The following is a 26,025-nucleotide window of genomic DNA, read 5'->3' on the forward strand; positions in this document are numbered from 1 at the left end:
ATATGACATTCATATCTACTCCAAAACGGTTTCAAATATCCCATTTCGATCATTTTTTTGCGATTATTTCTCAAAAATACGGAGTTAGATAACAAAAAAAGCCTAATGGATACGGTTTTCTCATCGTATTCATTAGGCTTTTCTATGTATTTCTTTCTCGTGCTCTATACCAGAGACTACTGTTACATCAAGATATGATACTTAGAATTTATATGTTCCTTGGATACGTGTGTAATTACCTAAGGTAAAGTTTTCACCACCATATAATGTATCACGCTGTCCCAATGCTTTTGCATCAAATGTATAGAACGCTTCTAACAATAGATCTTTATGTGGCACATATCCACCACCTACTGTAAAGCTACGAATACCATCTAAGTAACGATCTGGTACAGCGCCAGTGCCATTACCACCAAAGAAGGAACCATGATCAAAACGTTTGTAATCGATGAATCCGTTCCAACTACCTGGTCGTTTGTAATCTACATGACCAATATCAAATCGCACTACCCAGAAGGATGGTGTATTTCCCATAGCACGTCCAGTAGGTATAAAATTAATGCTACCAGGTACATAATTATACTGAGTGCTTCCATTCATAAACCGACCATAGTCTGTTCTATTTTGTCCATAGTCTATGGATAAAGACGATTGACCCATTGTATATTTCGCACCGATACCAATCACATTAGCAAGACCTTTAAATGTAGCCGAAGATGTATCGTGGCCACTTGCAAATTGTACCGTTGTACTGTCATCGCCAGTAGATTTTAAATACCAAGCTGTAAGGCCTAATTGTTTACCTACCATGTGGCGAAGTTGTACATATCCAGCCCGTTTCACTGCAGGAATCACATCACGTTGTAACACAATACCTTCCGCAGGAATGATAGCACCTGTATATGGAATAAATGCTTCCCTAGGTAATTTACTATGACCATCTGTAGCCTCTAAAGCACTTACTATTTCATTGAAATACTGTGCTACAAGGTATGGATACATTCCTGATTGATACGTTTTCGAGATCGTAGATTCACCTGGTGTGCCTACATTTAAATAGTTCATTTCGTATAATGCATCACCAGCTTTAGCTAAATCTTCATCTTTAAAGGTAATATCTTTCACTGTACCATGTTCACCTACAGAGTTTTTAGCTATTTCCATTGCTCGTTCTTTGTAGGCCTTAATGATTTCTTCTTTATTGGATTCAAACCATTTTTTGAGATATTCTTTTCTATCTTTACCCATTACAGCCGAATCAGAAATTTTCAATTTAAATAGTGGATTATCTAGGTTTGCACCGCTTGGGTTGGCCTTAGGTTTTGTATAAAATGTGTTGGAATCCACTGGATCTTCATAGTCTGCATCCTCATCTTCATCATGATGAATAGATGTACCAGTATATCTAAATTCAATATCCGGCAACTTAATCGGAACCGTAATTTCTTCATCCGCTTTTTTAGCCACATTGTACTTCTTAAAGCCTTTATCCTTGCCATACGCCTTTATAGCAATCTCTTGCATACGAGCAACAACACCATATTGGGCCTCGATATTGGCATCTAATTTAGTAGTAACCTCTTCAAGTTCTTTTGTTTTTGCCTCAATATCTTTTCGATATTGCTCTTTCTTTTCAGGCGTATCGGCAATGTATTCATTGTCCATTTCATCTTTCAATGTAGCAATATCACTAGCAAATTCTTCTTTCTTGTCGCTTAATGATTTGTAATCCCCTTGTAGCGCTTTCAACTGTTGATAGAAGTTAATTGTATTAGGTGCATCTTTCACCACTTTTTCGACTTTTGCACCACCAACTAATTTTTTATCTTCTTCGGAAAGATCTGAGTAATCAAAGGTTGTACCAACAAACTCATCTACAGTTGGAGGTCGTTTAAAGTTCGTATAAATCGCATGCGTATATGCGGAATCTTCAATACCTGTGCTATGACGGAAGTCACCATAACCAACACGAACTTGGTCTTTTTCACCAGTCCAAACAGTTCTAATACCATCGAACTCTTTGTTAAACCAATAGCCTGTGGTACCGAATTTTTCAGTCAAACGACCAACACTGAAATCCCAATTAGAATGATGTTGTGTTACATCTAATGTGTCTAACCGAGTATGGTTAAGTCCTCTAGATCCTGTTGTTTCATGAGCTGTATCTACGCCAGATTGACCTTGAGCAGATGCTACCACTTTCACATTCGTATTGTCATTAATACGAGCATCTACACCAAGACGTAAACGACTATGGAACCCATGTTCGTTTTTATCCTGCAAGTTTTTCAATGCCCCATCGCTAATCGAGCTGACAGCTGTCACACGGTTAGCCGGTCTATCAGACCCTAAATGGCTATCCCCACCTACACGAATATCTCCTACTAGTTGAGCACCTTGTTTTTCATGTGTATCAAACGGTGTTTCCAAGAGAGATTCTTTCACAGATGGAACGGATGACATAGATGGTGCAGACTGCAACATTTTTTCTGTAGTAGCCTTACCATGACCACCTATCACCTTTCCATGGTCAGTACCCGCATGTGTGGAACCATCTGGACCAAATTTTAAATTCATACCGAACCGGAATTGACGGCCTTGTAAGGCACGGTCATCGTCACGATGATCAAATAGATTGTTCACACCAAAGTAGACAAGAGAATCCTTGTCGATTTTTTTCTGTACAATCATATTCCAAATACCATATGTTTTTGTTTTATACATATCTGCCGTTTTTTTGCGGTTGAATTCATAGGTAATGATGGATTTATCATTATTTTCTGGGTTCACTTGAGATGTAATATAATTACCGCCACCAGATACAGAGTTACTGTCTAGCATATTGTAGTAGTAATCTGTCCAAATATTACCGCTCCAACCGCTCACTTTATCTTCCAATTCTAGACCTAAGTCTAATTTATGCATTGGTTTATCTAACAAGCGTTTTGGCATATCTGGATTGGATTTATTGACCGCATCTAAATAAGTATAACCAAATTTCAATTTCGCATGGTTACCCAATCGTTGTTTTACTTCTAATTCAAGACCATTTATACGGGCTTTACCAATGTTTTTGAAAGTGTACAACAAGTCCGGTGCATGGGCATACTTCGTTGCACCAAAGAATGTGCTTTCATCAAGGTATGGATAGAAATCCATGAGATGCCCAGTATTAGCTATAGTCATATAGTTACGAATTTGATTGCGGAACGCCGTCAATTTCATATAGGTATTTTTATTTTCCCCTTCAAAGGAGATATCAATGTTTTTAGATGTTTCTGGTTGTAGATTAGGATTGCCCACCCAGTACCAACCTAAACGAGCACGACCGCCAGACAAAGGAGCCACATTGGTGATAGTAGGGCCAAACATTTCCCAGTTATAATATAGTTCACCCATGCCAGGCTCTGTATAACTAGTACCAATATTGGCTTTCAATCGACGATGCGCATTGCCCCCCACATTATGAGTGACCCCAACATTAAATGTCATATGAGATCCGAACAAATCGCTATGATCTAAGCGTACAATTGGTTGTAAAATAGTATTTTTGTTGAGTTGCCATGTATCTTGGATGAAGAAATGTTGTTTTTTAAGACTCGCGCTACCTACCGTTTGTTGGTTGATACGTTTATTATATTCATCTTTGAAATGACCGCCATTAAATTGAGGTCGTACAATTTTGAAAGACGGATCTTCCATGTAATAGAATAAAGCTAAATAATCTTTATTAATTACAGGTGGTTTGACCCCATCAATGGTTTCAGTACCTTGATGACCTGGTCCGAATTTAGCAATCAATTCTTTATTATACGGAATTTCATTTAATTTATCGTTAAATGCCTTGAATCGTTTCAATGCTTCTGGATTACGGGATTCCATATTGTTTGGTGTATATCCAGAGTTATACACAAGGCCATGGAAAGCAGCAGGGTCTAGATTAGCCTCTGGGTCTAAATAGTTTTTGAAATCTTCATAAGTAAACTCTGGTACACTCGTTTTATCTGTATGATCGTAACCATACCATTCTTTTTCTTTATCCCATTGCAATACGCCATCACTATTTTCTTTGAAAGAATGACGATAAATGGTACTTTCTGGTTTACCATGTTTTACAGCTAAACTTTTATCATAGTCCCATGGATCAATATTTCTAACCCATGTATGAGGTGCACTTTTTAGACGGCTACCTTCGCCACTTTCAGAGGTATAGCCGATGCCATAGGAAACTAGATGGTTATCATTGACTTGCGTATCTCCAGTAATATCAAGACTCCATTGTTTATGGTCCACATTATCTACATAATTTAATGTGTTTTTACCTTCATAATTACTGCGACCAAAATCACTAGTCAACGTAACATCATCTTCTTTTGTGCGCGTGTAGTTTAGTTCAACTTTCCAGTTGCTTTTTTCATCTTGTCCTGTATAGGATAGATTACTCTTATCTCTGTCCAAGTTGCGTTTATAGTGCACTTGTGGCTCATCTTCAGAGTTTGTCCTCTTAATAAAGCGCTCTAACTTTTCATTGTATCGATCAGCACTGAATGTGAAAGAGTTTCGATCATTTACATCGTAAATAGCTGCCATTCCTAAATTGGAGTTATTGCCATAATAACGAAGAGAGTTTTTAGGAAATACCTCATTCACAGCGGCATTGCCGAAAGGAACTTCTTTTCGTTCGTTAGCGGCATATACAGGTACGATATCTCGTTTACTGCCGTGAATGTTGACACGCAAGTTTCCATGTTGACCAGAATCAGCACGCATGAAGAAATTACTATATGGGAACGGTGTTTGGTCACCACGAGAGCGTAGGCTTTCCGCATTCACTCGGATATTTGCGGTCTTATTTGGTTTGTTAGTAATGACATTAATAACACCGCCAATCGCATCGGATCCATATTTGGCACTCGCTGCACCTTGAATAATCTCAATGCGTTCTACATTTTCTGTACCCAACCGTTGTAACTCATCACCTTGACCTTGGTACTTAGCAAATTCCCCCATCACAGGTTGTCCATCCACTAATATCAACGTATGACGTGGCTCAGATCCACGAATCGATACACCGACACGGCCCATACTATCCACTGTGCGAGTCACACCAGCCTGAGTAAATACAATATCTTCTACTGACTTAGCCTGCTTTTGCTCAATATCTTTCTTGGTAATGATTTGCACTTGTTGAGATGTATATTTTGCTTCTTCTTGTGCTCTATCTGCGGTAACATATACAGAGCCCTCTCCATATACAGGTGCAAACCCTCCCAACAAATACCATGAACATGCCATCCAACTCATGACAGCACCAGTCAATAGGCGTTTTTGATACGGTTTATGATAATGCATTGCATCCACCATCTTCCTTTTCTAACAGAAAATAAATGATAACGTTAATCGTTTTTATTATAATACTACCAACAAATCATATCTACTCCATATGGTTTTCAAATGCTCCATTTGATTCACAAATTGTAAAATTATGTGATATCTATCACTATTCATATCTGATATCTAATTAATCCTATGCCAATATGATTGCACCTTATCATTATAGCTAACTTTCATTATTACATATCCATAATTCATTGACACTTGTCACAGATAAGAATATAATAAATGTAAGTATGAATAGGGCAATAAATATTCATGCTTTTGGGTATATTCTAGTTTTAGGTAAGGAGAGTTATTATGAAATCCCTTTCAAAAAGCGCTATGATTGCAGCATTAGCAGTAACTGCAGCATTTGGCGTATCTCAATCTGCTGATGCAGCGTACATGTTAAATTCTGAAGTAAAAGATGCAACTCCAGCATTACAAGAAGCAGCTTCCATTGGTGTTCGTTCCTACGAAAATCCAATGATGCAAAACGCTGAAAACAAAGATGCCATTGTAGTTATGTCCTTTGGCACTACTTTCAAAGATACTCGTGCTAAAACAATTGATGCAACAATCAATGAAATCAAAGCACAGCATCCAAATGTAAAAGTAGTCACTGCTTTCACATCCCATATCATCATTGATCGCATCAAAGAAAAAGAAGGTATTACATACCCTACTCCAGAAGAAGCCTTAGACCAATTAAAAGCTGATGGATACACTCGTGTTGCTTTGACAACATTAAACATGATTCCTGGTATGGAATATAACTATGCAGGCGCTGTATTCAACCATCATAAACAAGACTTCAAAAAAATGACATTAGGTGTACCTTTAATGTACTGGATGGGTCAAGAAGACCAACGCGATGATGTGGAACAAGCATTGAAAGCATTCTCTTCTCAATTCCCTATGGTTCAAACAAAAGATTCTGCTGTATTGATTATGGCTCATGGTACTCCAGATCCTTCTAATGCATACTACGCAGTTATCCAAGACCGCATTGACTCTATGGGACTTAAAAATACATACCTTTACACAGTTGAAGGATGGCCAAATCTTGAAACAGTGATCCCTCAATTAAAAGAAAAAGGCATTAAACATGTTACATTAATGCCATTAATGATGGTTGCTGGTGACCATGCAAACAACGACATGGCTGGTGACGAACCTGATTCACACAAAAGCATCCTTATGAAAGAAGGCTTCACTGTAGATACATATCTTCATGGTGCTGGCGAAAACCAACAAATCCGTGATATCTTTGCTGAACGTGCTTCTGAAGCATATGATGCATTAGTAAAATAATCGCAATCACAATAGTATAGTATTAAAATTTAGGGGGATACGTTTCGTATCCCCTTATTTGAAAGAAATAAACAATGAAAACATATTTAAAAATTTGTAGTGCTGTTCTACTCTCCACTTCTTTGTTACTAGGTGGATGTGCAAAAACAGGTCCTACTACAACAGAAACAACTCGCACTGTCTCTTACCAAGATCAGTCCTACACAATTCCTGCTAACCCTTCTAAAGTTGTAGCATTATCTAATTCCATCTCTAAAATGATTTACGCTGTTGGTGGCAAAGCCATCGCTCGTGTTGAAAGTAACGAAAAATTACCTAGTGAAATTGAATCATTACCAAGCGTAGGCCATACAGCCAGTCCTAATATGGAACAATTAGTTGGTCTACATCCTGATTTAGTATTAGGCTTACCTAGCCAACATGAAAAATTCAAAGGGCAACTAGATAGCAATAACATCCCATCTATTTTAATTAACTATGATGGAATCAATGATAATATTCCACTATTAACATTATTGGGCAATATTTTCCATACAGAAGATAAAGCCAAATCTGTCATCGAAGATTACAATAAAAAAATCGATACTGTGAAAGCCTCGATTCCAAAAGATAAACCTGTCAAAGTTGCTGTATTACGAGCTACTGGCAAATCGGTAACCGCAGAAACACCACTAGCAATCACCGCCTCTATGGTTCGTGAGTTAGGTATTACCAACGTAGTAGAACAACATTTGAAAGACAATGTAACTTCTAAAACAGTTCCTTATTCTCTAGAAACATTAGCAGTAGATAATCCAGATATCATTCTTGTCGTTACCATGGGTAAAAAGGATGAAATCAATGCTACCTTCGCCAAAGAAATGACTAGTAACCCAGCTTGGAATCAATTACAAGCTGTTAAAAATGATAAAGTCATCTTCTTACCATCCCAATGGTTCTTATTGAACCCTGGACTAGAAACACCAGAAGCTATGGCTGAGTTAGCCAATATTATCTATGGTGTGAAAGTACAATTATAAACGATAAAATGCATGCTAACGTATATAGCAATCTATATACTGTATAGCATGCATTTTAATTTGCTATCTTGTTGCTTTCATTCTCAACTGCTTACAAATTGTAAGCAGTTCACTTCCTTCTCCTTTTAATCTCTTTTGAATTTATTTCGCACCTATATGTTACTTCAAACTTCCTATTTCGTCTTCTACTTGCAATTTAAGTACATTTTATATCGTCAAAATTGTACATTCTTATATTGACATTTACACAAAATATTCTAATAGTTACCCTTTAATTTTAAATTTTAACTTTCCCAAGAAATATCTATAATATCAAGACTGTCATCAAATTTAACAGCTAAAATTTCATCACTTTCTTCTGGAGAAATCATATAATCTACAATCATTATATTCTCTCCATCTACCCATAATCCAATATTCGTAACTTTCATACATTGTACAAATTCATTTACATCTTCTGGTAAATCAAGTTCTAATTCTTCTTTATGAAATGTAATATATGTATTATCTTCTAATAGATATTCTCCTATTACTTTTCTAGCTTTTTTGTTATATTCACCAAAATTTTGTAAAAACTTCGTAAAATTATCTAATAATTCTGTTGTGATTTTAGCTGGTTTACCATACCAAAGTGTTGTATTAATTCCATTTATCTCTTCTTCCCACAATACAACAACATCGTTACTAAATCCCATACCATCGTCTAATCCATTTACTAAATCTAATTCTCCAAAAAATTCATGTTTTATTCTTTCCATATTCTACCTCATTACAATTTTTATTTATTCTGTAAATTCACTTGTTACATCTATCTAATTTAAATTAGACTTTATATCCCCCTTTGAAATTAATTTATCGGTATATACTCTAAAACAATATCACAAAGATTTCCCTTTTCATCATACCCAAAATATACAGGATACTGTCCATCTCCAAAACCAGACTGAATCATAGGAATTGATAAATCTGTATTAGGAATTTTAAAGTTTATCCAGTCTCCATCTTCTCTTTGAAATTTTGGATATTTCATAGCATTTTCTTTAAACTCCTTTGCAAAAAAATCATTATAAATATTTTTTTCAGTATTTTCTTTATACCACTTCTCTACAAAATCACAATATTTATCTCTTGTTTCTACATCAACTATAGTTGCCAATCCTGCATCAACCATAAATCCAAAAATACTTTCATTATCTACACCTTCTAGGTTTTCATCACCTTTTAAAGCTTCGTAATAAATCACAGGCTTATATTCATTAAATTTTACTCTTGTAAGTACATAACGATAGTGTTCTTCTTCGATTTCTGCTACCAAAGTTTCAATACTATACTTTCCTCTTGGTACTTTGGTTAAGTAAGGTTTTTCTGTTCTACTCAGCCAAACCAAAGGATCTCTTACCAAAAGTTCTCCCGTAGGAAATATGATTTCTCCCATTTCTAAAACAAATAATTTTTTTCCATGAATTTCATTTTTTTCAAAAACTTCTGCATAGTTCGTAGGGGCAACTAATAAATGTTTTACTGTTTCATATTTTTCAATCCATTCTTTTGTTGTATTCATATATACTCCTTTAAAAATTTATTGTTCTACCCTATTCCTAATCTTTCACCACGTATTTTAAAAGTAGTATCCATATCAAATATCTTGCTTTTGAAATTTAGACAGTGTAAAATTTTTTACTTTATTTATTTTTATCATCTGCTAATCGCTTTAAATTTCTTTGATTTAATCTCTCTAGTGATAACATTTGATTTCTTGCAAGCTTTCTTAGTTCTATCATTCTTTCTTTTTGTTCTAAACCTTTCTCAATGAGGATTGCATTGTAGCTTTCCATATTAGCTAAAACTAATAATTCATTTAAAGTTGCATAATCTCTCATATTCCCTCTTAAATTTTTATTTTCATCTCGCCACTGTTTAGCCGTTTTATCAAATAAGGAAACATTTAACATATCTGCTTCACTAGCATATTTAAAACCTAACTGATTGTCCGTTAAATCATTTAGTAAATATGTTTGAATAGCATCAGTATGAATTTTATAGTTTATTTTTGATATTTCACGATGTAAATTCCAAGTGAGTGATAATTTTGAAGTTTCATCTTCTTTTAGTCTTTGGTAATCTTTAATGATATAAAGTTCAAATTCAGCTGAGATCCAAGAAGCGAATTTAAAAGCAATATCTTTATGTGCGAACGTACCACCACCTCTACCAACTTTTACAAATACGCCTTTGGCATTTGTAGCCGTTGCCCATTTCTGTGGGGATAATGTAAAGGCATTGCTACCTGCTTCTTATTTAAACCCCTCGAATTCGAGGGGTTTAAATTCTGGATTATTTAACTTCTCCCAAATCCCTAAATATTCGATAGTATTAAAATTTCTCATCCAATTTGCAACAACAACATTAGGTTCTTCTTTGTTTTTATATCTTGCGATATCTGTAAGACTAATATAATCATTTTTAAAATCTTCTGTGTAAATTTGTATTTCAAATCCTTTTACTTCAATCGTTTCTTTTTTAATCTTTGACAAAACTTATTTCTCCTTTCTAGTTCTATGTGGTGTTTACAATCATCTAAATATTAGATAACTCTAAACAACACATAGATTATTTATTTTAAGAGTATTAATTTTTTGTAAAAGCACTAAAACCCGATTTAATTCGGTCGAATTCGACCAAATTAAATTTTTTATCAATTTTACTCATTAATATACCGTTATTGTATCATACAATTATTGATTTATATACTAACACCATCAGTACATCTCCCAAGTCATAAAAAATCGGCATAGCCCATGATTATGACTATGCCAATATAAAGAATTATAGATTTCTTGTTAAGTTTTGTTCAAGTACTACAGCAACCCCTGTATCCGTATGTAAGGAAACTCCCCTACTTCTACATCGGTTCTAACAGCAAATACTGTTTCTAGTAATTCTTCTGTCATCACATCTTTTGGTGATCCATCGGCCAAGATCTGTCCTTGATAGAGTACACCGACCCGATGGGAATATTGTGCCGCTTGGTTCAATTCATGTAACACCATCACTACTGTTAACCCTTCACGGCGATTTAAGTCCTGTAATAGTTCCATAATCTCCAATTGGTGGTTAATGTCTAAATATGTGGTTGGTTCATCTAAAATTAATACCTTCGGCTCCTGTGCCAATGCCATGGCAATCCATACACGTTGCCGTTCTCCACCAGATAAGGAAGATACTAACTGATTCCGCAAATGACTCACTTGTGTGGCCTCTAGGGCAGCATCTACCACTTCTTTATCATGAGCTCCTTGTTGCTTCCACCAAGATTGGTAAGGGAATCGACCACAGTTAACGAGTTCTTCTACTAACATATCTTTCGGGATAGATGGTACTTGTGGTAAGAATGCCATATATCTAGCCAATTCTTTATTAGAAAAGCCCTTTGCCTCTTTCCCTGCAATTTGGATGGTTCCCGTACTTTTAATAGCACTGGTAATGGCATGTAATAAAGTACTTTTACCACAACCATTAGGACCAATTAATGTGGCGATTTCACCTTCGTATACAGTCCAATCGATACCTTTTAAAACTTCTTTTTCACCAAAGGAGACACAACAATCTTTCACAGAAATTACTGGTTTCATTAGTCATCCCTCCTCAATAAATACAAGAAGAATGGAGCCCCAAAGAAGGCCATAATAATGCCTACTGGAATTTCAATAGGACTAAATATAGTACGCCCTACAGTATCACTTATGACGAGAACGAAAGCTCCTAAAAAGGCAGACCCAGGCAATAGGAAACGATAATCTGTGCCTAGCATCATACGTGCAATGTGAGGAATAATCAGCCCTACGAAACCAATCAATCCTGCTACAGATACAGCACTAGCTGCTAATAATGCTGCCACGGCTGTCATCATAAACCTTGTTTTCTCTACAGCTAAGCCTAAACTACGAGCTGTTTCATCGCCTAAGCTGAGTATGGTCAATCGTTTTGCCCCTAAGAAGGCAAATAACAAGCCACCTATCGTATACGGAATTAAGACATACACTTGTGGCCAACTGCGAGCGGCAAGACCGCCAACCATCCATAATAGAGCCCCCTGCACTCGATCGCCATAGAATACGAGAAGGGCAGATATCATGGACCCTAGGAATGCTGCTACGGCTACACCAGCCAATATAATACGGCTTGGTCGTATGCCTTGTTTCCAGGCTAGGGCATACACTAGTATGGCCGCCGTCAAAGCCCCAATAAAGGCAATGAGTGGTACTGCATATTCTAGGTAAGGAAATAAAATTAATACAATAACACCAGCTAATCCTGCGCCTGAGGAAACCCCTACAATTTGCGGATCTGCTAATGGATTTTTCATAACTGCTTGTAAAATAGCACCTGCTACTGCTAGATTTGAGCCTACTAGAGCCGCTACAATATTTCTCGGTAAGCGAATGTTCCATATAACTAGTGAGTTCGTATCAGATAAAGTGGGAGACCACAATGTGTGCCAAATTTGAGCCAATGTAGTCTGGGCGGACCCAAATACTAATGATAAGATTAGGGCAGCAATCGCTGCTGCCCCAAACACTAGAACGAGAAACATACGCCATGCATTGCGTGTTTGACTCGTTCTATTCATTATTTCTTTTCTTTTCCTTCTACAAACAACATGTCGTTACGTTTTACATCTGTGTAGAACAATGCGTTAACAACGGATGCAGCAATGGAGCTACCACCTTTGTTACCTTGAATTGTAATATAAGGAACTGGAGATACTTCTGCCAAATAATCTTTAGATTCTGCAGCACCTACGAAGCCTACTGGAATCCCGATGATCAAAGCAGGACGAATACCTTCTTCTAACGCGAGGCGTAATACTTCGTATAAAGCAGTTGGTGCATTACCGATCGCCACGATTTGGCCTTCTAATTCTTTACCGAATGTACGCATCGCAGCAATAGAGCGTGTTACGCCTAATTCTTTTGCCATTTCAGCCACTTTTTCGTCACGAATTAAGCAATGTGCTTCACTATTATGAAGTTTCAATGCTGGTTTAGAAATACCTGTGCGCACCATTTCCACGTCCGTGTAAACATGAGCACCATTGTTCACAGCTTCAATACCTGCCGCTACAGCACCTTCACTAGTACGGAATAATTTCGCATATTCTACGTCACCAGACGCATGGATAGTACGAGATACCACACGAATTTCGTCCTCAGTAAACCCCATGTCTTTCACATATGGGTAAATAATTTCCATACTTTTATCTTCAATTGCTTTCGGGTTTTTAATGTAATCCATCGTAATCCTCCCATAGAGTGTTAAATTCTTCTACTGTTGAAATTGTCACTGCCCCTTTCGCCGGTGTTGGGCGATCGATGACGATGACATGTACGTTTAAATCGATAGCAGCTTGTAGCTTTGTATCTGATCCTCCTACAAGGCCAGAGTTTTTCATCACTACTACCTCTGCTTTTGTATCTTGGAACATGACCTTATTCATGTCATAAGAAAATGGTCCTTGCATAGCAATAGTATATTTAGGAGATACGTCCAAATCTTCCATCATTTGTAGCACTTCTGCCGTCGGTAATACACGGGTCCACACTTCTTTACCTTGTAGAGCCTCTGACTTGGCAAAAACATGCATCGTCTTACTACCTGTGGTCAGATAGATAATCTTACCTAGTTCACCAGCTAAGGTAGCCGCCTCTTCTTCATTGCTGACATGATGTAATTTATCATACTCTGGCAATGGCACTTCTTTTCGTTCAAAACGAATGAAAGGAATATCCATATCTGCTGCTGCCTCACGAGCTGTGGCTGTCACTATCGCCGCATAGGGATGACTTGCATCGATGAGCATCGTTATGCCTTTATTTTGAATCAGAGCTTTCATCTCCTCTAAATTCAAGCGTCCTTCATGGACTTCAATACCTGGATGGGATGCTAATTGTGCCCCATATTGGCTCACCACAGACACCAACACCGGTAATTCTGTATGCTCTTGTACTGCTACCGCCAAATTACGGCCATCTAGCGTACCCGCTATGACCCAAATCACAGTTTATATCCTCGCGGCGTAATGATTTTACCATTTTCCACATAAGTTTGGCTATTACCAATGATAACTAATGTTTGCATATCGATTTCTTCTTTGTGGAAATGCTCTAAATCAGAAATAATGATATGTTGACCTGCACGGCCTGCTTTTTGTACGATACCTACTGGTGTTTTAGGGTCACGATGTTGCAATACTAGTTCACGTACTTCATCTAAATGAGTGACACGTTTTTTACTGCGTGGGTTATACAAAGCAATAACCATATCACCTTCTGCACATAGTGCGGCACGTTTTTTGATTAAATCCCATGGTGTCATCAAATCACTTAAGCTGATCACAGCGAAGTCATGCATCAATGGAGCACCCAATACAGCTGCTGCCATGTTCACAGCGCTTAAACCTGGCACGATGTGTACAGGAGGACGTTTTTCCTCTGCCACTTTATTGGCCAATTCAATCACTAGGCCAGCCATGCCGTATACACCAGGGTCACCACTGGATACCACCACCACGTTATAACCTTCTACCGCTAAATCCACAGCTTGTTGGCAACGGTCCACTTCTTGCATCATGCCTGTGCCTACAGTTACTTTATCAGCAATTAGGTCTTTAATTAGATCTAGGTATGTAATATAACCTACTACACGGTCTGCTTCTAAAATAGCTGTGCGCGCTTCTGGTGTCATAAATTCTGGGTTACCAGGTCCTATTCCGATAACTTGCAATGTACCCGTGCAATGGCTACGGTTGTTCTCGGAAATATTGTTTTGTGCTGCAGTAGCTCCTGCCCCTGCGCTAGTAATAGTGCTGTCGTTTCGCATACGTTTCCTACTCCTATGGTTTGTTTAACAAAATTTGATTCAATAATTTGTGCCTCTTCAATACAAGGGGCCATTTCTTCTTGTGTATAAAACTGGATAGGCCATTTGAGCTCTTTCATAGCTTCCAATAATCCTACTTCATCAGCTTTCACGATGACCGAGGCAGCTCCCTTAACACTTAATGGGGACCGTTTTATGTTTTGCAATGATTCTGCTACCGCTGAAAGTATCAATTCTTTCGGTGTATCACGGCGGCATCCGATGCCCACCGTCATAGTCGGTGGTCGCAACACCAGTGTGACACCTACGCACTCAATAGTTCTATCTGTAATCACAACCTTTGGCTCATCCCCCCATGGGAACGGTTCCTCTGGATGAAAAAGAGAATAGTCCACTTGATGTACTTGCACAGCTGTCTCAAAGTCATCTGCCAAGGTACTATCCAAATAATATTTAACAGCATCACCATTGACGATAGCTGCATTCACCTTGATAAGCATGGAAAAGTCTTCCACCTTGGCGCCAATTTTTCTAGCCAATACATCTGGTGCGGGCAATTGATTTACATCTGTGGCCGTTGTAATCACCGGCGTAGCACCTGTAATCATTGCCACCTCACTAGTCCATTCATTGGCACCACCTAGATGTCCAGATAAAAGGCTAATCACAAAGTGGCCCCCTTCATCCATCACTAAAATAGCTGGATCTTCCGATTTATGCTTGATAAAAGGTGCAATCATACGCACTACAATGCCTGTGGCCATGATGAATAAGATGCGATCATAGTCGTTCCACAACTGTTCTATATGTGGTTTCAAGGAAGAAAGGGATATGGCTGTGTCTCCACTTTCACGTTCTACTTTTTCATAACAGTCCACCACATGTTCCTGTACATAGGCACTGCGTACTTGTTGGCCTAGCTTAGCCCCACGTTTTGTAACAGATACGATAGCAATCTTCATTACTTCGCATCTCGATACATATGAGCAAAGCCTTTGTCATAGAGTTTAGATAATTCGTAATCTGTATCTAATACACGGCTTACTACGATCATAGCTTGGCGGATCACACCTTCTTCTGCCACCACATCAGCAATCGTTTCTAATGTGCCACGAATGATGCGTTGGTCTGGCCAAGATGCTTTCACAACGATAGCCACAGGTGTTGTTTTATCATAACCACCTTCAATTAATTCTGCAGCTACTTTATCAATCATTTGGACAGACAAGAAAATACACATTGTTGCACCATGGCTAGCCAACATGGATAATTTCTCTTTCTCTGGTATAGGCGTTCTGCCTTCCATGCGAGTGATGATCACAGTTTGCGTTACATTTGGCAATGTATACTCTTGTTGCAAAGCTGCTGCCGTTGCCAAGAAGGAGCTTACCCCAGGTGTTACATCATAAGTAATGCCCATTTCTTTTAACGCATCCATTTGTTCTTGGATGGCTCCGTAGATAGCAGGGTCACCTGTGTGCAAACGCACCACTGTTTTACCTTCTGCTACACTTGCTTTTGTCACTGCTAATACATCATCTAAGCTCATAGATGCAGAGTTATGAATTTCACAACCTTCTTTGCAGGCTTCTAAAATCTCTGGATTTACCAAAGAACCAGCGTAGATCACTACATCTGCTTCTTGCACTAATCGATATCCCTTACGGGTAATTAATTCTGGATCTCCAGGGCCTGCGCCCACGATATGTACTTGTGCCATATTATGCCTCCTGTTTCACTGCAGTTACGATAAAAATAGGGCTCAATGGATTTAATAAATGGTATGGGCCAGCTTTTCTGAAACGGCTCACTTGCATTTGGAATCCTTCATAGGTATATGGTCTACCTTTTAATTCTTTCAAAATGGTATACCCTGTTTCCATAGTCACGGCTGTTACCACAAGACGACCACCCACCTTTAACAAGCGTGTCGCTTCGTCCATAATGGTGCCCATACCACCAGCGCTACCTCCGATAATAACAGCATCTAATTCTGGCAAATCTTCCATGCCTTCTGGGGCTTTGGCCTCAATAATTGTTAAGTTTTTTACGCCAAATTTTTCTTGATTTTGGCGAATTAAATCTGTCGCTTTTTCAAAGCGTTCAATCGCATACACATGTCCTTTAGGAGCTCCTAAAGCAGCTTCGATAGAAATCGAACCTGTACCGGCCCCTACATCAAGGACAACACTATCTTCTTCAATGCGAGCTTCATTCATGACAACCATGCGAATTTCTTTTTTCGTCATCGGCACATCGCCACGAATAAACTCCTCGTCTTCAATTCCAAAAAAATGTCTCATCCTAATACCACCATTACGGAGTGCCCAAAGCCCTCCAATGTCTGTAATTCTTCTAATGTACCGCGTTCAATACGCTCATCTTCATAACTCAATCGTTCGCAAGCAGCCGCTTTTGTATCCTTCGGCCAACCATGTTCTTCGATTAAGTATTTTGCAATATATGCTGGATTCTGTTCAGGATCTGTTAAGAATCCTAATTTACGTCCTTCCGCATAATACAAATCTTTTTCCTCTGGTCGACGACCGTGAAAGCTCATTAAATCTGCATTGTGCCACACTTCTCCAAGTCTAGCAAAGGCAAATGTCATGGAACTTATTCCCGGCGTCACATCGATTGGATTGTTAGGGAATTTAGTTTTTAAGTATGGCAATAAGGAATAATATCCCGTATCGCCGCTGACTAAGACTACAATGTCATTAGATTGTAGTTGCTGTCCCATCCATTCAGCCATAGGTGCTAATTTCGCAATAGGAAAGGTTGCCTGACCAGGCTGAGCAAAATCTTCTAATGCTCGCTCACTTCCTACCAGAACCTTAGCCTCTTTGATAAGATGTAATCCTCTAGGTACTACATACTCTGGATTCCCAGGGCCAATACCTACGACATACAAGGTATGTGCCATGATTCTTCTTCTCCTATTTCCTTCGCTACCTCATCGACGGCCAATATAGTACCATCTAAGGTAGATATGATAATACCAACCTTTGCATCTTGCGCAATATAGCGCATAGAGCGCAAGGAGGCTCGATCCGCAACACGCTGATAAATGCCCTCTAGATGCTCCCGTTCAATAATTGGCATAGCCGCCTCTGTAGTACGACATTCCATCAATTCTTCACACACTTGTTGGGATGCCCCTTCTAAGGCTGCATAGGCAACAATTGTTTCCATACGTCCATCACTCATGCGGTTATGCGTGTGAAAGCTACCGCTAGCCAATTTAATAATTTTACCAATATGACCTATGATAAGAATATTTTTGAAGCCAATCTTCACGCATTGTTCTAACATAAAACCGATAAAATTACTAGTTTCTGCCATTTGATTGATAGAAATACCTAGCTGCTCTTTGGCAATTTCCTGTCCAATACGGCCAGGCACTAAAATCGCAGTGGTGTAACCAGCTTCCTTCATCACTCGTAATTGAGGTACCAAGGAGTTTTTGAATCCTTCTTCACTCATTGGTTTTACAATACCTGTAGTGCCAATGATAGAAATACCACCTTCAATCCCAAGAGTGCCATTCAAGGTCTTTCTAGCTAAGGTTTCCCCGGCTGGAACAGAGACTTTTACATGGATACCCATGCCCTTAGGCACTAATTCATCGAATACATAGGAAATCATTGTTCTAGGGCCCGGATTGATAGCAGGTTCTCCTACAGGTAAAGCCAACCCTGGCTTCGTTATGGTTCCTACTCCAAATCCTGCTTCATAGGTAATTGTTCCCGACTGATTTAATGTCACCGTAGTCACAATATCTGTACCATGCGTGACATCCGGATCATCACCACCGTCTTTCACAACAGTTACCATAGCCTCAGTAGGTGATAGTACTTCTACCTTCGCAATAGGCACAACAATGAAAGCATCTTGAGGATTTCGTATAGACACTTGGTCCACTATTTCTTCTTCGATTAGGGCTAAGAGTCCAGCTTTCACCCCTGCGGTTGCACAGGAACCAGTGGTGTACCCACCACGCATATCTTCTACGTTCATAGTCCCTCACATGATAAAATAGGAGCATCCAATGGGCGATGCTCCTCTATTTGATTAAGAACGGAAATTCACAAATTGTAATTCCACAGGTAAATCTTGTTCACGAAGCATGGTAATCACTGCTTGCAATTGATCTTTATCTTTTCCTGCCACACGTACTTGGTCTTCCATAATTTGAGCTGTCACTTTTATTTTCATGTTTTTGATTAATTTGACAACATCCTTAGCCACCTCTTTAGAGATACCATTTTTAATGGTCACAACTTGGCGTACAGTACCGCCAGATGCTGGTTCAATTTTACCATACTCTAAATTTTTAATAGCTACATTACGTTTTACCATTTTACCTTTTAATACATCAATGATTGCACCTAATTTATATTCATCATCACAATGAATTTTAATCGTATCACCATCATGCTCTATATCTGCTTTACTATTACGGAAATCGTAGCGTGTACCAATCTCTTTCTTCGCTTGATTTACTGCATTATCTACTTCTTGCATATCCACTTCGGATACAACGTCAAATGAACAATCTTTAGCCATATAAACCTCCAATACATATTTACATGAACAGTTCAATTATACCCTACTTGCCTTATATTTTCTACCTTTATAGTGCGCTTTAATTATAGCTTTTAGGAATGTAGTATACGTTAAAAAAATACCTAATGAATACAGTGTTAATTCCTCTATTCATTAGGTGTCTATTATCAATATATCAAATTATTTTACGCCATCTTTTGTGCGTTCAAAACCTACTTGCTCTGCAGCGATTTCATACAAAGCAATGGATACAGGATTTTCTGTTCCTACTTCACCTACAAGAGATGGATCTCCATCTGTTAATTCACGAGCACGCTTAGCTGCTAATGTCACCAATGTGTATTTACTATCCACTTGTTTTTCCAAATCTTTTAAATGCGGTTCTACCATCATAATGAAAGTCTCCTCTGTATTAAACACTAGTATTTTGACATAACAATAGCAACTTAATGATTTTCTTGTTGCTCATTGCTATATCGTTTATAAATGTATTGAATTTTTTCTTTGTTTCGACTAATCTTGCAGGTCTCAGCTCTTAAAATAGAAGCCGTTCTTTCAATGGCATCTTCTAAATCATCATTGACTACAATATAGTCATAGCGATGTGCTAAGGCTAATTCCGAGCAAGCCAAGGATAATCGCTTGTGGATGACTTCTTTATCATCTGTACCACGTCCATGCAAACGTGATGTGAGTACATCTAATGAAGGAGGCACTACATAAATAAAGACAGCATCACTATAGGACTCTTTTACTTTCATAGCCCCTTGAATATCGATTTCCAAGATCACGCTTTTGCCTTCTTCTAATAAGTTCATCACGTGTTCTTTTGGTGTACCATAATAGTTATCGTACACTTTCGCATATTCTAAGAATGCATCTTCTTTGATTAAACTTTCAAATGTATCTACATCGCGGAAGAAATAGCTAATGCCCTCTTCTTCACCCACCCGTGGTTGACGTGTGGTCATAGATACAGAATAGACCAAATTCGGCATTTGCTTGCGAAGTTCTGCACAAATTGTACCCTTCCCCGCACCAGATGGTCCAGAAATGACGATTAATATTCCTTTGTCAGACATGATAACTCCAGTACTACTTACGCATTATTCTATATTCTGAATTTGCTCTCTTACTTTTTCTAATTCTACTTTTAATTGTACAACTGTATCTACAATTGTAATTTCATTCCCCTTAGACCCCATTGTATTGACTTCACGATTCATTTCTTGTAATAAGAAATCTAGCTTCCGTCCAATAGGTCCCTCTTCTTCGAGGATTTCCTTTAATTGTACCATATGTGAGGCAAATCGAGCAATCTCTTCTGAAATATCTACTTTATCTGAAAGTATAGCCACTTCTTGAACAAAGCGTTCTTCTTGAAAATCCGCACCTACTTTATCTAACATCGTATGAATCCGCTGTAACAAACGTTCTTCATGATGTGCCAAAGCCACATCTCTACGGCTTTCCATATAGGCAAATAACTTTTCAATCCCTTGTAAACGTGAAGTAATATCTTCTTTCATCGCCACGCCTTCTTTAGCGCGCATTGCAAGAACACCTTCTATAGCGATTTGGGTTGCTTCTTCTAAGGCTTTACCAATCGTCCCTTCATCAGTAGATGGTTCTTCTACAGTAACCCAATCAGAAGAAATGGACATAATAGCCGATAAAGGAACCTCTTTCACATCTGCATAAAAGTCTTCATCTACTAAAAATTGTTTAATTTGTCCACATAAGGCTCGGTTCATACGCAAATCTTTTTCTTGCTCTCCTGATTCTTTATACAAAATGGACACCTCTACCTTACCACGTTGAAAGGCAGATTGAATCAACCGTCTCACTTTGTCTTCAAACACATTAAATTGTTTTGGACTTTTTATAGTAATATCACAATAGCGTGTATTTACTGTTTTAATCTCTACTTGGAAACTTCCTGTTTCCGTAGTCACTATGCCGCGACCAAAGCCTGTCATACTGTTCATGGATTTACCTCGCGTTTCCGTTCTATTTCTTACCTTTCAGTATAGCACGGTAGGCGTAAAAATAAAACGTTTTCTTTACTTTAATCTATATCTACCAGCATCATCAAGCTTACTTATTTTATTTACTATATCCTAGAGGTCCATTACAATATCTCTACATATTGTTCGCAACGAACTATATATCTTTTCTTTTATGGTCTGTAAATTTATAATTGGAGCCACCGTCTTGTGTGTCTTATATGTAATTCTTCCACTATCTATACCTACTACTGCTAGATTAGTGTATACTAGTATAGGAATGGTATTAAAAACTATTTACTAATTCAACTTAAATCTATTTATTAATACGATATAAACATTGTATCTCTAGTAAGTCAAAATATACTGGCAATCATTTTCTGCAACTTCGTGAAAATACATGCTCAGTTTTATTACTAACACGTACACTCAATATTTATTTTGTCATATTATAGCAAAATAATTTACCTATACAGAAAGGAATCCCATGAATTTAGATGGCTTAACATTATCTGTGTTAATACGAGAGCTGAACGAACAAATAGGAAATGGTCAGATTCAACGTATTCAGCAGATTGACAAAACAAGTATACTTTTAAAAATTAATACCCCTACCACAAGTCCATACTTAGTGATTACTGTAGGAAGCGCTCCGTCTATCTATGTAACAGATAAAATAGTAGATGCTCCAAAAGAGCCTACGTCTCTTATTATGTATTTACGAAAACATATTGAAGGGGCTCGCATCACAAATATCGAGCAACTTCACGGGGACCGTATCATCCGAATTACAGCCGACAAGTTAGGGTTAGACGGTTCCATCGTTGTAAATGAAATCTATGTAGAGCTAATGGGCAAATATTCCAATTGTATTTTCGTACAAAACGGAACCATCTTGGAATCTCTCGTTCACGTCACTCCACTGATGAACCGTGTACGCTCTGTGGCACCTAAGTTACCTTATGACTTGCCACCTAATACATCTCGTGTCGATCTCATGCAATTCTCTAGTACAGAGATAACACAATTACTACAATCCTTTTCACAAGATACAATAGGTAATACCATTCGTCATATCTTTAACGGCTTCGGTCCTGTTCTATTAGATGATCTATGTTATCGTATGGGTTTACTGTCTACTACACCCATGACATCAGACCTGATTCATACAGTTACAGATGGACTGACCAATTTGCAATCTCAACTTCTTAGTGCTCAAGGATTATTGCAATATACTACAGCAACCGGCAAACGTTTATTAACTCCTATTCCTATTTCTGAAAGTTCTCCTCACACCATTGTTGACACCATACAGTACACAACAATTTCCGAGGCCCTTTCACAGGATGTGGCAAAGCTAGGAGCCATTCATACTGCCGGAAAAGAGTTAGAAAAAATTATCGCCGCAGCTATCAAAAAAGAAGAAGGTCGCCATGAAAAAATTAAAGCCGAATTAGATGATACATCCAAAACTGATATGTATAAATCCTATGGGGACTTGCTCATGATTTATAGCTACTTACCGCATCACTACGAGCCTGAAGTAACGGTACAAAATGTCCTGTCTGATGAAGGTGAAAACATTACCATTCCTTTAGACCCACCTTTGTCCATTACAGAAAATGCGCAGGCCTATTATAAGCTATATCGGAAAATGAAAAATCGTACTAAGAATGGTCAATACCAATTAGAACAAAGTACAATGCGTCTTGCCTATTTGGAGTCCATTCAATACAGTTTATCCCTAGCTACAACAAAACAGGCTGTCCAAGAAATCCGCAGTGAATGTGAAAGTGCAGGCATCTTGCGTCAATCTAAAAAGCCGATTCCTTTCAAAATTAAAAAGGATAACTTCTTGCATTTTACCATCCCTGGAGGCGATGTATATGTAGGGCAAAATAACCAACAAAATGAATATCTCACCAACCGTTGGGCTAAACCAACTGACCTATGGCTACACACACAGCATATACAAGGTTCCCACGTGATCTTGCGGTCTGACATTGAGCCAGATATTAAAATGATTGAAGCCGCTGCACAAATCGCTGCATACTTTAGCAAAGGGAAAGATACATCTAAAGTAACCGTGGACTACACCTTAGTGAAACATATTAAAAAGCCACCTGGATCACCATTGGGGTATGTCATCTTTAATACCCATAACGACATCGTAGTAGAACCTAAAGCACCTGAAGGATATGTAGAAAATAATCAAATCAGTTAACTAGTTCTATGCCGGTTTCACATACTGATCTTCATTCTGATATGTAATATATTTGTTAATGTAATTAAAAGCATATACACTACACAAAAAGGCTGTAAGCATTCAAACCATTTGCTTACAGCCTTTTTATCATTTTTTATGTATAGCACTACTATAACAATGCATTCATTTTACCAATTTCAGTAATTTGCTCTACTGTTAATTTTGTAATACGAGAAATCATCTCTATAGACAACTTTTCTTTTAACATACCAATTACCGTTTCAACTTTCCCTTCTTCCCTACCTTCTTCTCTACCTATTTCTATTCCTTCTTTTAGTTTATTCTCCATTTCAAATGCTAACGTCATATAATCTCGCCTCCATTCATCACATTGTTTAATCGTATGAACTTCACTATCAATCTCATACATCAAAGCATCTTCCGGTTCTTTTCCATCTATATAATCTAAAAAATATTTTAGCGGTTTAGATTGTATCCAGATTATAGCACAAAGATGATAGTTTAACGAGTTATATTTAATGACTAAAGCTTATCCCAATACATCTGCCATGGCTTGTACTGTTCGTTCAATGGCGATATCGATAGTCTCTTTATCAATTGTTAAAGGTGGGTTGAAATAGATTACATTTCCTAATGGACGTAATAATAAACCTCTATTCAAGGCCTTTTTATAGATTTGATAGCCCATGCGCAAGGAGCCCTCAAAGCCTTCTTTTGTATCCTTATCTTTTACAAGTTCGATAGCATTGATTAGTCCCATACGGCGGATTTCACCTACATTTGGATGGTTGCCTAAGACTTTCACTAAGGCATCGTGTAAATAATTCCCCATATCTTCAGCTTGTTCTAAAATATGCTCATCACGCAATATATCTAGGACCGCCAATGCAGCAGCACATCCCAATGGGTTACCACTATAGGTATGGCTATGCATGAACGCTTTCATCGTATGATAGTCATCGTAGAAAGCTTGGTAAATCTTTTCAGCCACTACTGTAATAGACATCGGCATATAGCCACCAGTCAATGCTTTGGATACGGCCATGATATCTGGAGATACTCCTGCATGGTCAAAGGCGAATAACTTGCCTGTACGACCAAAACCTGTGGCAATTTCATCAGCAATCAGTAGCACTCCATAACGATCGCAAAGTTCACGCAACTTACGTAAGTACTCTGGCGGATACATTTTCATACCTGCACAACCTTGAATCAAAGGCTCTACTATGACAGCCGCCAACGTGGAACCATGATCTGCAAAATCTTTCTCCATATGCTCAAAGCATTCACAAGAACAGTTATCTCTCGTTGTATCATAAGGACAACGATAGCAATCTGGTCCTTGTGTATGAACAGTTTGATCCATCAGCATTGGTTTATAAATTTCAGCAAATAAATCCATACTGCCTACCGATAAAGCACCGATTGTTTCACCATGGTAACTTTCACTAAGGCACAAGAATTTTTGACGCTCTGGATGACCTGTTTGATAATGATATTGGAAGGCCATTTTCAAAGCACATTCTACAGCACCAGATCCATTATCACTAAAGTGAAAGCGTGTTAATCCTTCTGGTACTACTTCTTTCAAACGTTCCGCCAAAGTGATGGCAGGGCGATGACTAAAGTTAGCAAAGATAACATGCTCCAATGTATCTAGTTGTTGTTTAATAGCCTCATTTACCTTTGGATGACAGTGACCCAATAAATTACACCACCAAGAACTGATGATATCTATATATTCTTTTCCCTCTACATCATATAAATAACAACCTTTTGCATGGTCGATCACAATCGGTGGCAATGTTTCATAATCTTTCATTTGAGAACATGGATGCCAAATTAATTCCAAATCCTTTTTCGCCCAATCTTTCATGTGTATACCTATACCTCTCTTATAATTATCTAATTACGCCTGGGGATTCACAATCTCCTCGTAACAACTTAACATAGCATCTACATCCATATGCAACGATGTTTCACCTGGTCCTACTCGATCTAATACAGGAATGCCTGTTAATCGTTCTATCATCACACAATTGTCTTCTTCCATAGGGTTTCCTGTGTAGTGATTTACAATAATTCCTTTTACAGGAATACCTTTGGATTGCAAATAATGAATTGTTAATACTGTGCTATTAATCGTCCCTAATGCCGCTGTGGCTACTATTATAGTGGGTAAGTTTAAATCTTTTACCACATCTTCTAGCATATACAGTTCTGTATCTGTTACATGCAAAGGGCATATGATACCACCACTACCTTCTACCGTTGTATATGCATGAGCTCTCGCTACATGACAGAAGTTTTTATTCACCACAGTTCTATCGATGACTTTCCCTTCATGACGCGCTGCCAAATGGGGCGATACTGCTTCATCAAATACATAGGATAGCAATGTGTCATCTGCCTGTGAAAGCCCTGCCACTTGTTTCACGTACCCTGCATCACTTTCAGTAATACTAGGTGCACCACTGACAGCTGCTTTGTAATAGGCTACATCATGCCCAGCCTCACGAAGACGTTTCAACCACAATGCTGTAATATATGTTTTACCAACATCGGTTCCTGTTCCTAAGATATATAACCCCTTTGGTTTTTGTATAGTTGTCATGATTCATATCCTTTCTTACGT

The 26,025-nt window shown here is 38.1% G+C and carries 24 protein-coding genes and 1 pseudogene; 3 read left to right on the forward strand and 22 right to left on the reverse strand.

Annotated features, from left to right (window positions below):
- Positions 1-201 precede the first annotated feature (201 nt).
- Positions 202-5,295: a TonB-dependent receptor domain-containing protein gene (locus tag EO122_RS00305; protein WP_371413162.1), complete on the reverse strand. Its 5,094-nt coding sequence runs from the start codon at positions 5,293-5,295 to the stop codon at positions 202-204.
- A 399-nt stretch (positions 5,296-5,694) separates the two neighbouring features.
- Here EO122_RS00305 and EO122_RS00310 point away from each other — a divergent pair, with 399 nt between their 5' ends.
- Both EO122_RS00310 and EO122_RS00315 read left to right on the forward strand, forming a co-directional pair.
- Positions 5,695-6,690 carry a sirohydrochlorin cobaltochelatase gene (locus EO122_RS00310; RefSeq protein WP_127008867.1) on the forward strand — a complete coding sequence of 332 codons (996 nt, stop codon included), beginning with the start codon at positions 5,695-5,697 and terminating at the stop codon, positions 6,688-6,690.
- A 74-nt stretch (positions 6,691-6,764) separates the two neighbouring features.
- Positions 6,765-7,709, forward strand: coding sequence for an ABC transporter substrate-binding protein (locus tag EO122_RS00315; RefSeq protein ID WP_127008868.1), 945 nt, complete (start codon positions 6,765-6,767; stop codon positions 7,707-7,709).
- 284 nt (positions 7,710-7,993) lie between these two features.
- Here the strand turns inward: EO122_RS00315 and EO122_RS00320 are convergent, their stop codons facing one another.
- From EO122_RS00320 to EO122_RS00400, 18 genes and pseudogenes are all read right to left on the reverse strand, one after another.
- Positions 7,994-8,467 (reverse strand): DUF2004 domain-containing protein, encoded by a 474-nt coding sequence (locus tag EO122_RS00320; RefSeq protein ID WP_127008869.1) that lies wholly within the window; start codon positions 8,465-8,467, stop codon positions 7,994-7,996.
- Between the two features lie 89 nt (positions 8,468-8,556).
- Positions 8,557-9,270, reverse strand: a complete 714-nt coding sequence (locus tag EO122_RS00325; protein WP_127008870.1) for a DUF4241 domain-containing protein — start codon at positions 9,268-9,270, stop codon at positions 8,557-8,559.
- A 121-nt stretch (positions 9,271-9,391) separates the two neighbouring features.
- A complete protein-coding gene (locus EO122_RS08270) occupies positions 9,392-9,661 on the reverse strand; it encodes a hypothetical protein (RefSeq protein ID WP_240632623.1) in 270 nt (89 codons plus the stop codon).
- Positions 9,662-9,826: 165 nt separating this feature from the next.
- Positions 9,827-10,243 (reverse strand): annotated as a pseudogene (locus EO122_RS08275) (KilA-N domain-containing protein); the annotation flags it as partial.
- Positions 10,244-10,567: 324 nt separating this feature from the next.
- Complete coding sequence (locus EO122_RS00335) at positions 10,568-11,341, reverse strand: ABC transporter ATP-binding protein (protein WP_127008871.1); 774 nt, start codon at positions 11,339-11,341, stop codon at positions 10,568-10,570.
- Entirely contained in the window at positions 11,341-12,303 is a 963-nt protein-coding gene (locus EO122_RS00340; RefSeq protein WP_371413163.1) for a FecCD family ABC transporter permease, read from the reverse strand. Before EO122_RS00340 ends, EO122_RS00335 begins: the two co-directional genes overlap by 1 nt.
- Before the next feature lie 35 nt (positions 12,304-12,338).
- Positions 12,339-13,004 (reverse strand): precorrin-8X methylmutase, encoded by a 666-nt coding sequence (locus EO122_RS00345; RefSeq protein WP_127008873.1) that lies wholly within the window; start codon positions 13,002-13,004, stop codon positions 12,339-12,341.
- Positions 12,991-13,767 carry a precorrin-6A reductase gene (gene cobK, locus EO122_RS00350; RefSeq protein WP_127008874.1) on the reverse strand — a complete coding sequence of 259 codons (777 nt, stop codon included), beginning with the start codon at positions 13,765-13,767 and terminating at the stop codon, positions 12,991-12,993. Before cobK ends, EO122_RS00345 begins: the two co-directional genes overlap by 14 nt.
- Entirely contained in the window at positions 13,764-14,453 is a 690-nt protein-coding gene (cobJ, locus tag EO122_RS00355) for a precorrin-3B C(17)-methyltransferase (protein WP_371413164.1), read from the reverse strand. Before cobJ ends, cobK begins: the two co-directional genes overlap by 4 nt.
- A 20-nt stretch (positions 14,454-14,473) precedes the next feature.
- Positions 14,474-15,550 carry a cobalt-precorrin 5A hydrolase gene (locus tag EO122_RS00360; protein ID WP_127008876.1) on the reverse strand — a complete coding sequence of 359 codons (1,077 nt, stop codon included), beginning with the start codon at positions 15,548-15,550 and terminating at the stop codon, positions 14,474-14,476.
- Complete coding sequence (gene cobM / locus EO122_RS00365) at positions 15,550-16,308, reverse strand: precorrin-4 C(11)-methyltransferase (RefSeq protein WP_127008877.1); 759 nt, start codon at positions 16,306-16,308, stop codon at positions 15,550-15,552. The genes EO122_RS00360 and cobM overlap by 1 nt, the downstream gene beginning before the upstream one ends.
- Position 16,309: 1 nt before the next feature.
- Positions 16,310-16,891, reverse strand: coding sequence for a precorrin-6Y C5,15-methyltransferase (decarboxylating) subunit CbiT (gene cbiT, locus EO122_RS00370; RefSeq protein WP_126938775.1), 582 nt, complete (start codon positions 16,889-16,891; stop codon positions 16,310-16,312).
- Positions 16,888-17,514 (reverse strand): precorrin-6y C5,15-methyltransferase (decarboxylating) subunit CbiE, encoded by a 627-nt coding sequence (cbiE, locus tag EO122_RS00375; protein ID WP_127008878.1) that lies wholly within the window; start codon positions 17,512-17,514, stop codon positions 16,888-16,890. The genes cbiT and cbiE overlap by 4 nt, the downstream gene beginning before the upstream one ends.
- Positions 17,490-18,608 (reverse strand): cobalt-precorrin-5B (C(1))-methyltransferase CbiD, encoded by a 1,119-nt coding sequence (gene cbiD / locus EO122_RS00380; RefSeq protein ID WP_127008879.1) that lies wholly within the window; start codon positions 18,606-18,608, stop codon positions 17,490-17,492. Before cbiD ends, cbiE begins: the two co-directional genes overlap by 25 nt.
- Before the next feature lie 54 nt (positions 18,609-18,662).
- Positions 18,663-19,157, reverse strand: coding sequence for a YajQ family cyclic di-GMP-binding protein (locus EO122_RS00385; RefSeq protein WP_127008880.1), 495 nt, complete (start codon positions 19,155-19,157; stop codon positions 18,663-18,665).
- 180 nt (positions 19,158-19,337) lie between these two features.
- Entirely contained in the window at positions 19,338-19,550 is a 213-nt protein-coding gene (gene rpoZ, locus EO122_RS00390) for a DNA-directed RNA polymerase subunit omega (RefSeq protein ID WP_009354099.1), read from the reverse strand.
- 53 nt (positions 19,551-19,603) lie between these two features.
- Entirely contained in the window at positions 19,604-20,239 is a 636-nt protein-coding gene (gene gmk, locus EO122_RS00395) for a guanylate kinase (protein WP_127008881.1), read from the reverse strand.
- Between the two features lie 24 nt (positions 20,240-20,263).
- Positions 20,264-21,145 (reverse strand): YicC/YloC family endoribonuclease, encoded by an 882-nt coding sequence (locus EO122_RS00400; RefSeq protein ID WP_127008882.1) that lies wholly within the window; start codon positions 21,143-21,145, stop codon positions 20,264-20,266.
- A gap of 505 nt (positions 21,146-21,650) precedes the next feature.
- Between EO122_RS00400 and EO122_RS00405 the strand changes: the two genes are divergently transcribed.
- Positions 21,651-23,387, forward strand: a complete 1,737-nt coding sequence (locus EO122_RS00405) for an NFACT family protein (RefSeq protein WP_127008883.1) — start codon at positions 21,651-21,653, stop codon at positions 23,385-23,387.
- A 151-nt stretch (positions 23,388-23,538) separates the two neighbouring features.
- Here the strand turns inward: EO122_RS00405 and EO122_RS00410 are convergent, their stop codons facing one another.
- The 3 genes from EO122_RS00410 to bioD form a co-directional block, all read right to left on the reverse strand.
- Positions 23,539-23,799 carry a hypothetical protein gene (locus EO122_RS00410; protein ID WP_127008884.1) on the reverse strand — a complete coding sequence of 87 codons (261 nt, stop codon included), beginning with the start codon at positions 23,797-23,799 and terminating at the stop codon, positions 23,539-23,541.
- Positions 23,800-23,919: 120 nt separating this feature from the next.
- Entirely contained in the window at positions 23,920-25,266 is a 1,347-nt protein-coding gene (bioA, locus tag EO122_RS00415; RefSeq protein ID WP_127008885.1) for an adenosylmethionine--8-amino-7-oxononanoate transaminase, read from the reverse strand.
- Positions 25,267-25,299: 33 nt separating this feature from the next.
- Complete coding sequence (gene bioD, locus EO122_RS00420; RefSeq protein WP_127008886.1) at positions 25,300-26,004, reverse strand: dethiobiotin synthase; 705 nt, start codon at positions 26,002-26,004, stop codon at positions 25,300-25,302.
- Between the last annotated feature and the right edge of the window lie 21 nt (positions 26,005-26,025).

Origin of the sequence: Veillonella sp. CHU110, from assembly GCF_003992255.1 — a bacterium.
Taxonomy (GTDB): Bacteria; Bacillota; Negativicutes; order Veillonellales; family Veillonellaceae; genus F0422.

Bases quoted from the DNA above. Each gene is read 5' to 3' on its own strand.
- rpoZ (WP_009354099.1), bottom strand. From the start codon at position 19,550: ATGATGGTAGAACCGCATTTAAAAGATTTGGAAAAACAAGTGGATAGT.
- EO122_RS00405 (WP_127008883.1), top strand. From the start codon at position 21,651: ATGAATTTAGATGGCTTAACATTATCTGTGTTAATACGAGAGCTGAAC.
- cbiT (WP_126938775.1), bottom strand. From the start codon at position 16,891: ATGAGACATTTTTTTGGAATTGAAGACGAGGAGTTTATTCGTGGCGAT.
- EO122_RS00310 (WP_127008867.1), top strand. From the start codon at position 5,695: ATGAAATCCCTTTCAAAAAGCGCTATGATTGCAGCATTAGCAGTAACT.
- cbiE (WP_127008878.1), bottom strand. From the start codon at position 17,514: ATGGCACATACCTTGTATGTCGTAGGTATTGGCCCTGGGAATCCAGAG.
- EO122_RS08270 (WP_240632623.1), bottom strand. From the start codon at position 9,661: ATGTTAAATGTTTCCTTATTTGATAAAACGGCTAAACAGTGGCGAGAT.
- EO122_RS00305 (WP_371413162.1), bottom strand. From the start codon at position 5,295: ATGGCATGTTCATGGTATTTGTTGGGAGGGTTTGCACCTGTATATGGA.
- gmk (WP_127008881.1), bottom strand. From the start codon at position 20,239: ATGTCTGACAAAGGAATATTAATCGTCATTTCTGGACCATCTGGTGCG.
- EO122_RS00345 (WP_127008873.1), bottom strand. From the start codon at position 13,004: ATGGATTACATTAAAAACCCGAAAGCAATTGAAGATAAAAGTATGGAA.
- EO122_RS00340 (WP_371413163.1), bottom strand. From the start codon at position 12,303: ATGTTTCTCGTTCTAGTGTTTGGGGCAGCAGCGATTGCTGCCCTAATC.
- cobJ (WP_371413164.1), bottom strand. From the start codon at position 14,453: ATGACACCAGAAGCGCGCACAGCTATTTTAGAAGCAGACCGTGTAGTA.
- EO122_RS00325 (WP_127008870.1), bottom strand. From the start codon at position 9,270: ATGAATACAACAAAAGAATGGATTGAAAAATATGAAACAGTAAAACAT.
- EO122_RS00320 (WP_127008869.1), bottom strand. From the start codon at position 8,467: ATGGAAAGAATAAAACATGAATTTTTTGGAGAATTAGATTTAGTAAAT.
- cbiD (WP_127008879.1), bottom strand. From the start codon at position 18,608: ATGAACGTAGAAGATATGCGTGGTGGGTACACCACTGGTTCCTGTGCA.
- bioD (WP_127008886.1), bottom strand. From the start codon at position 26,004: ATGACAACTATACAAAAACCAAAGGGGTTATATATCTTAGGAACAGGA.
- EO122_RS00335 (WP_127008871.1), bottom strand. From the start codon at position 11,341: ATGAAACCAGTAATTTCTGTGAAAGATTGTTGTGTCTCCTTTGGTGAA.
- EO122_RS00400 (WP_127008882.1), bottom strand. From the start codon at position 21,145: ATGAACAGTATGACAGGCTTTGGTCGCGGCATAGTGACTACGGAAACA.
- EO122_RS00360 (WP_127008876.1), bottom strand. From the start codon at position 15,550: ATGAAGATTGCTATCGTATCTGTTACAAAACGTGGGGCTAAGCTAGGC.
- EO122_RS00385 (WP_127008880.1), bottom strand. From the start codon at position 19,157: ATGGCTAAAGATTGTTCATTTGACGTTGTATCCGAAGTGGATATGCAA.
- EO122_RS00315 (WP_127008868.1), top strand. From the start codon at position 6,765: ATGAAAACATATTTAAAAATTTGTAGTGCTGTTCTACTCTCCACTTCT.
- EO122_RS00410 (WP_127008884.1), bottom strand. From the start codon at position 23,799: ATGTATGAGATTGATAGTGAAGTTCATACGATTAAACAATGTGATGAA.
- cobM (WP_127008877.1), bottom strand. From the start codon at position 16,308: ATGGCACAAGTACATATCGTGGGCGCAGGCCCTGGAGATCCAGAATTA.
- bioA (WP_127008885.1), bottom strand. From the start codon at position 25,266: ATGAAAGATTGGGCGAAAAAGGATTTGGAATTAATTTGGCATCCATGT.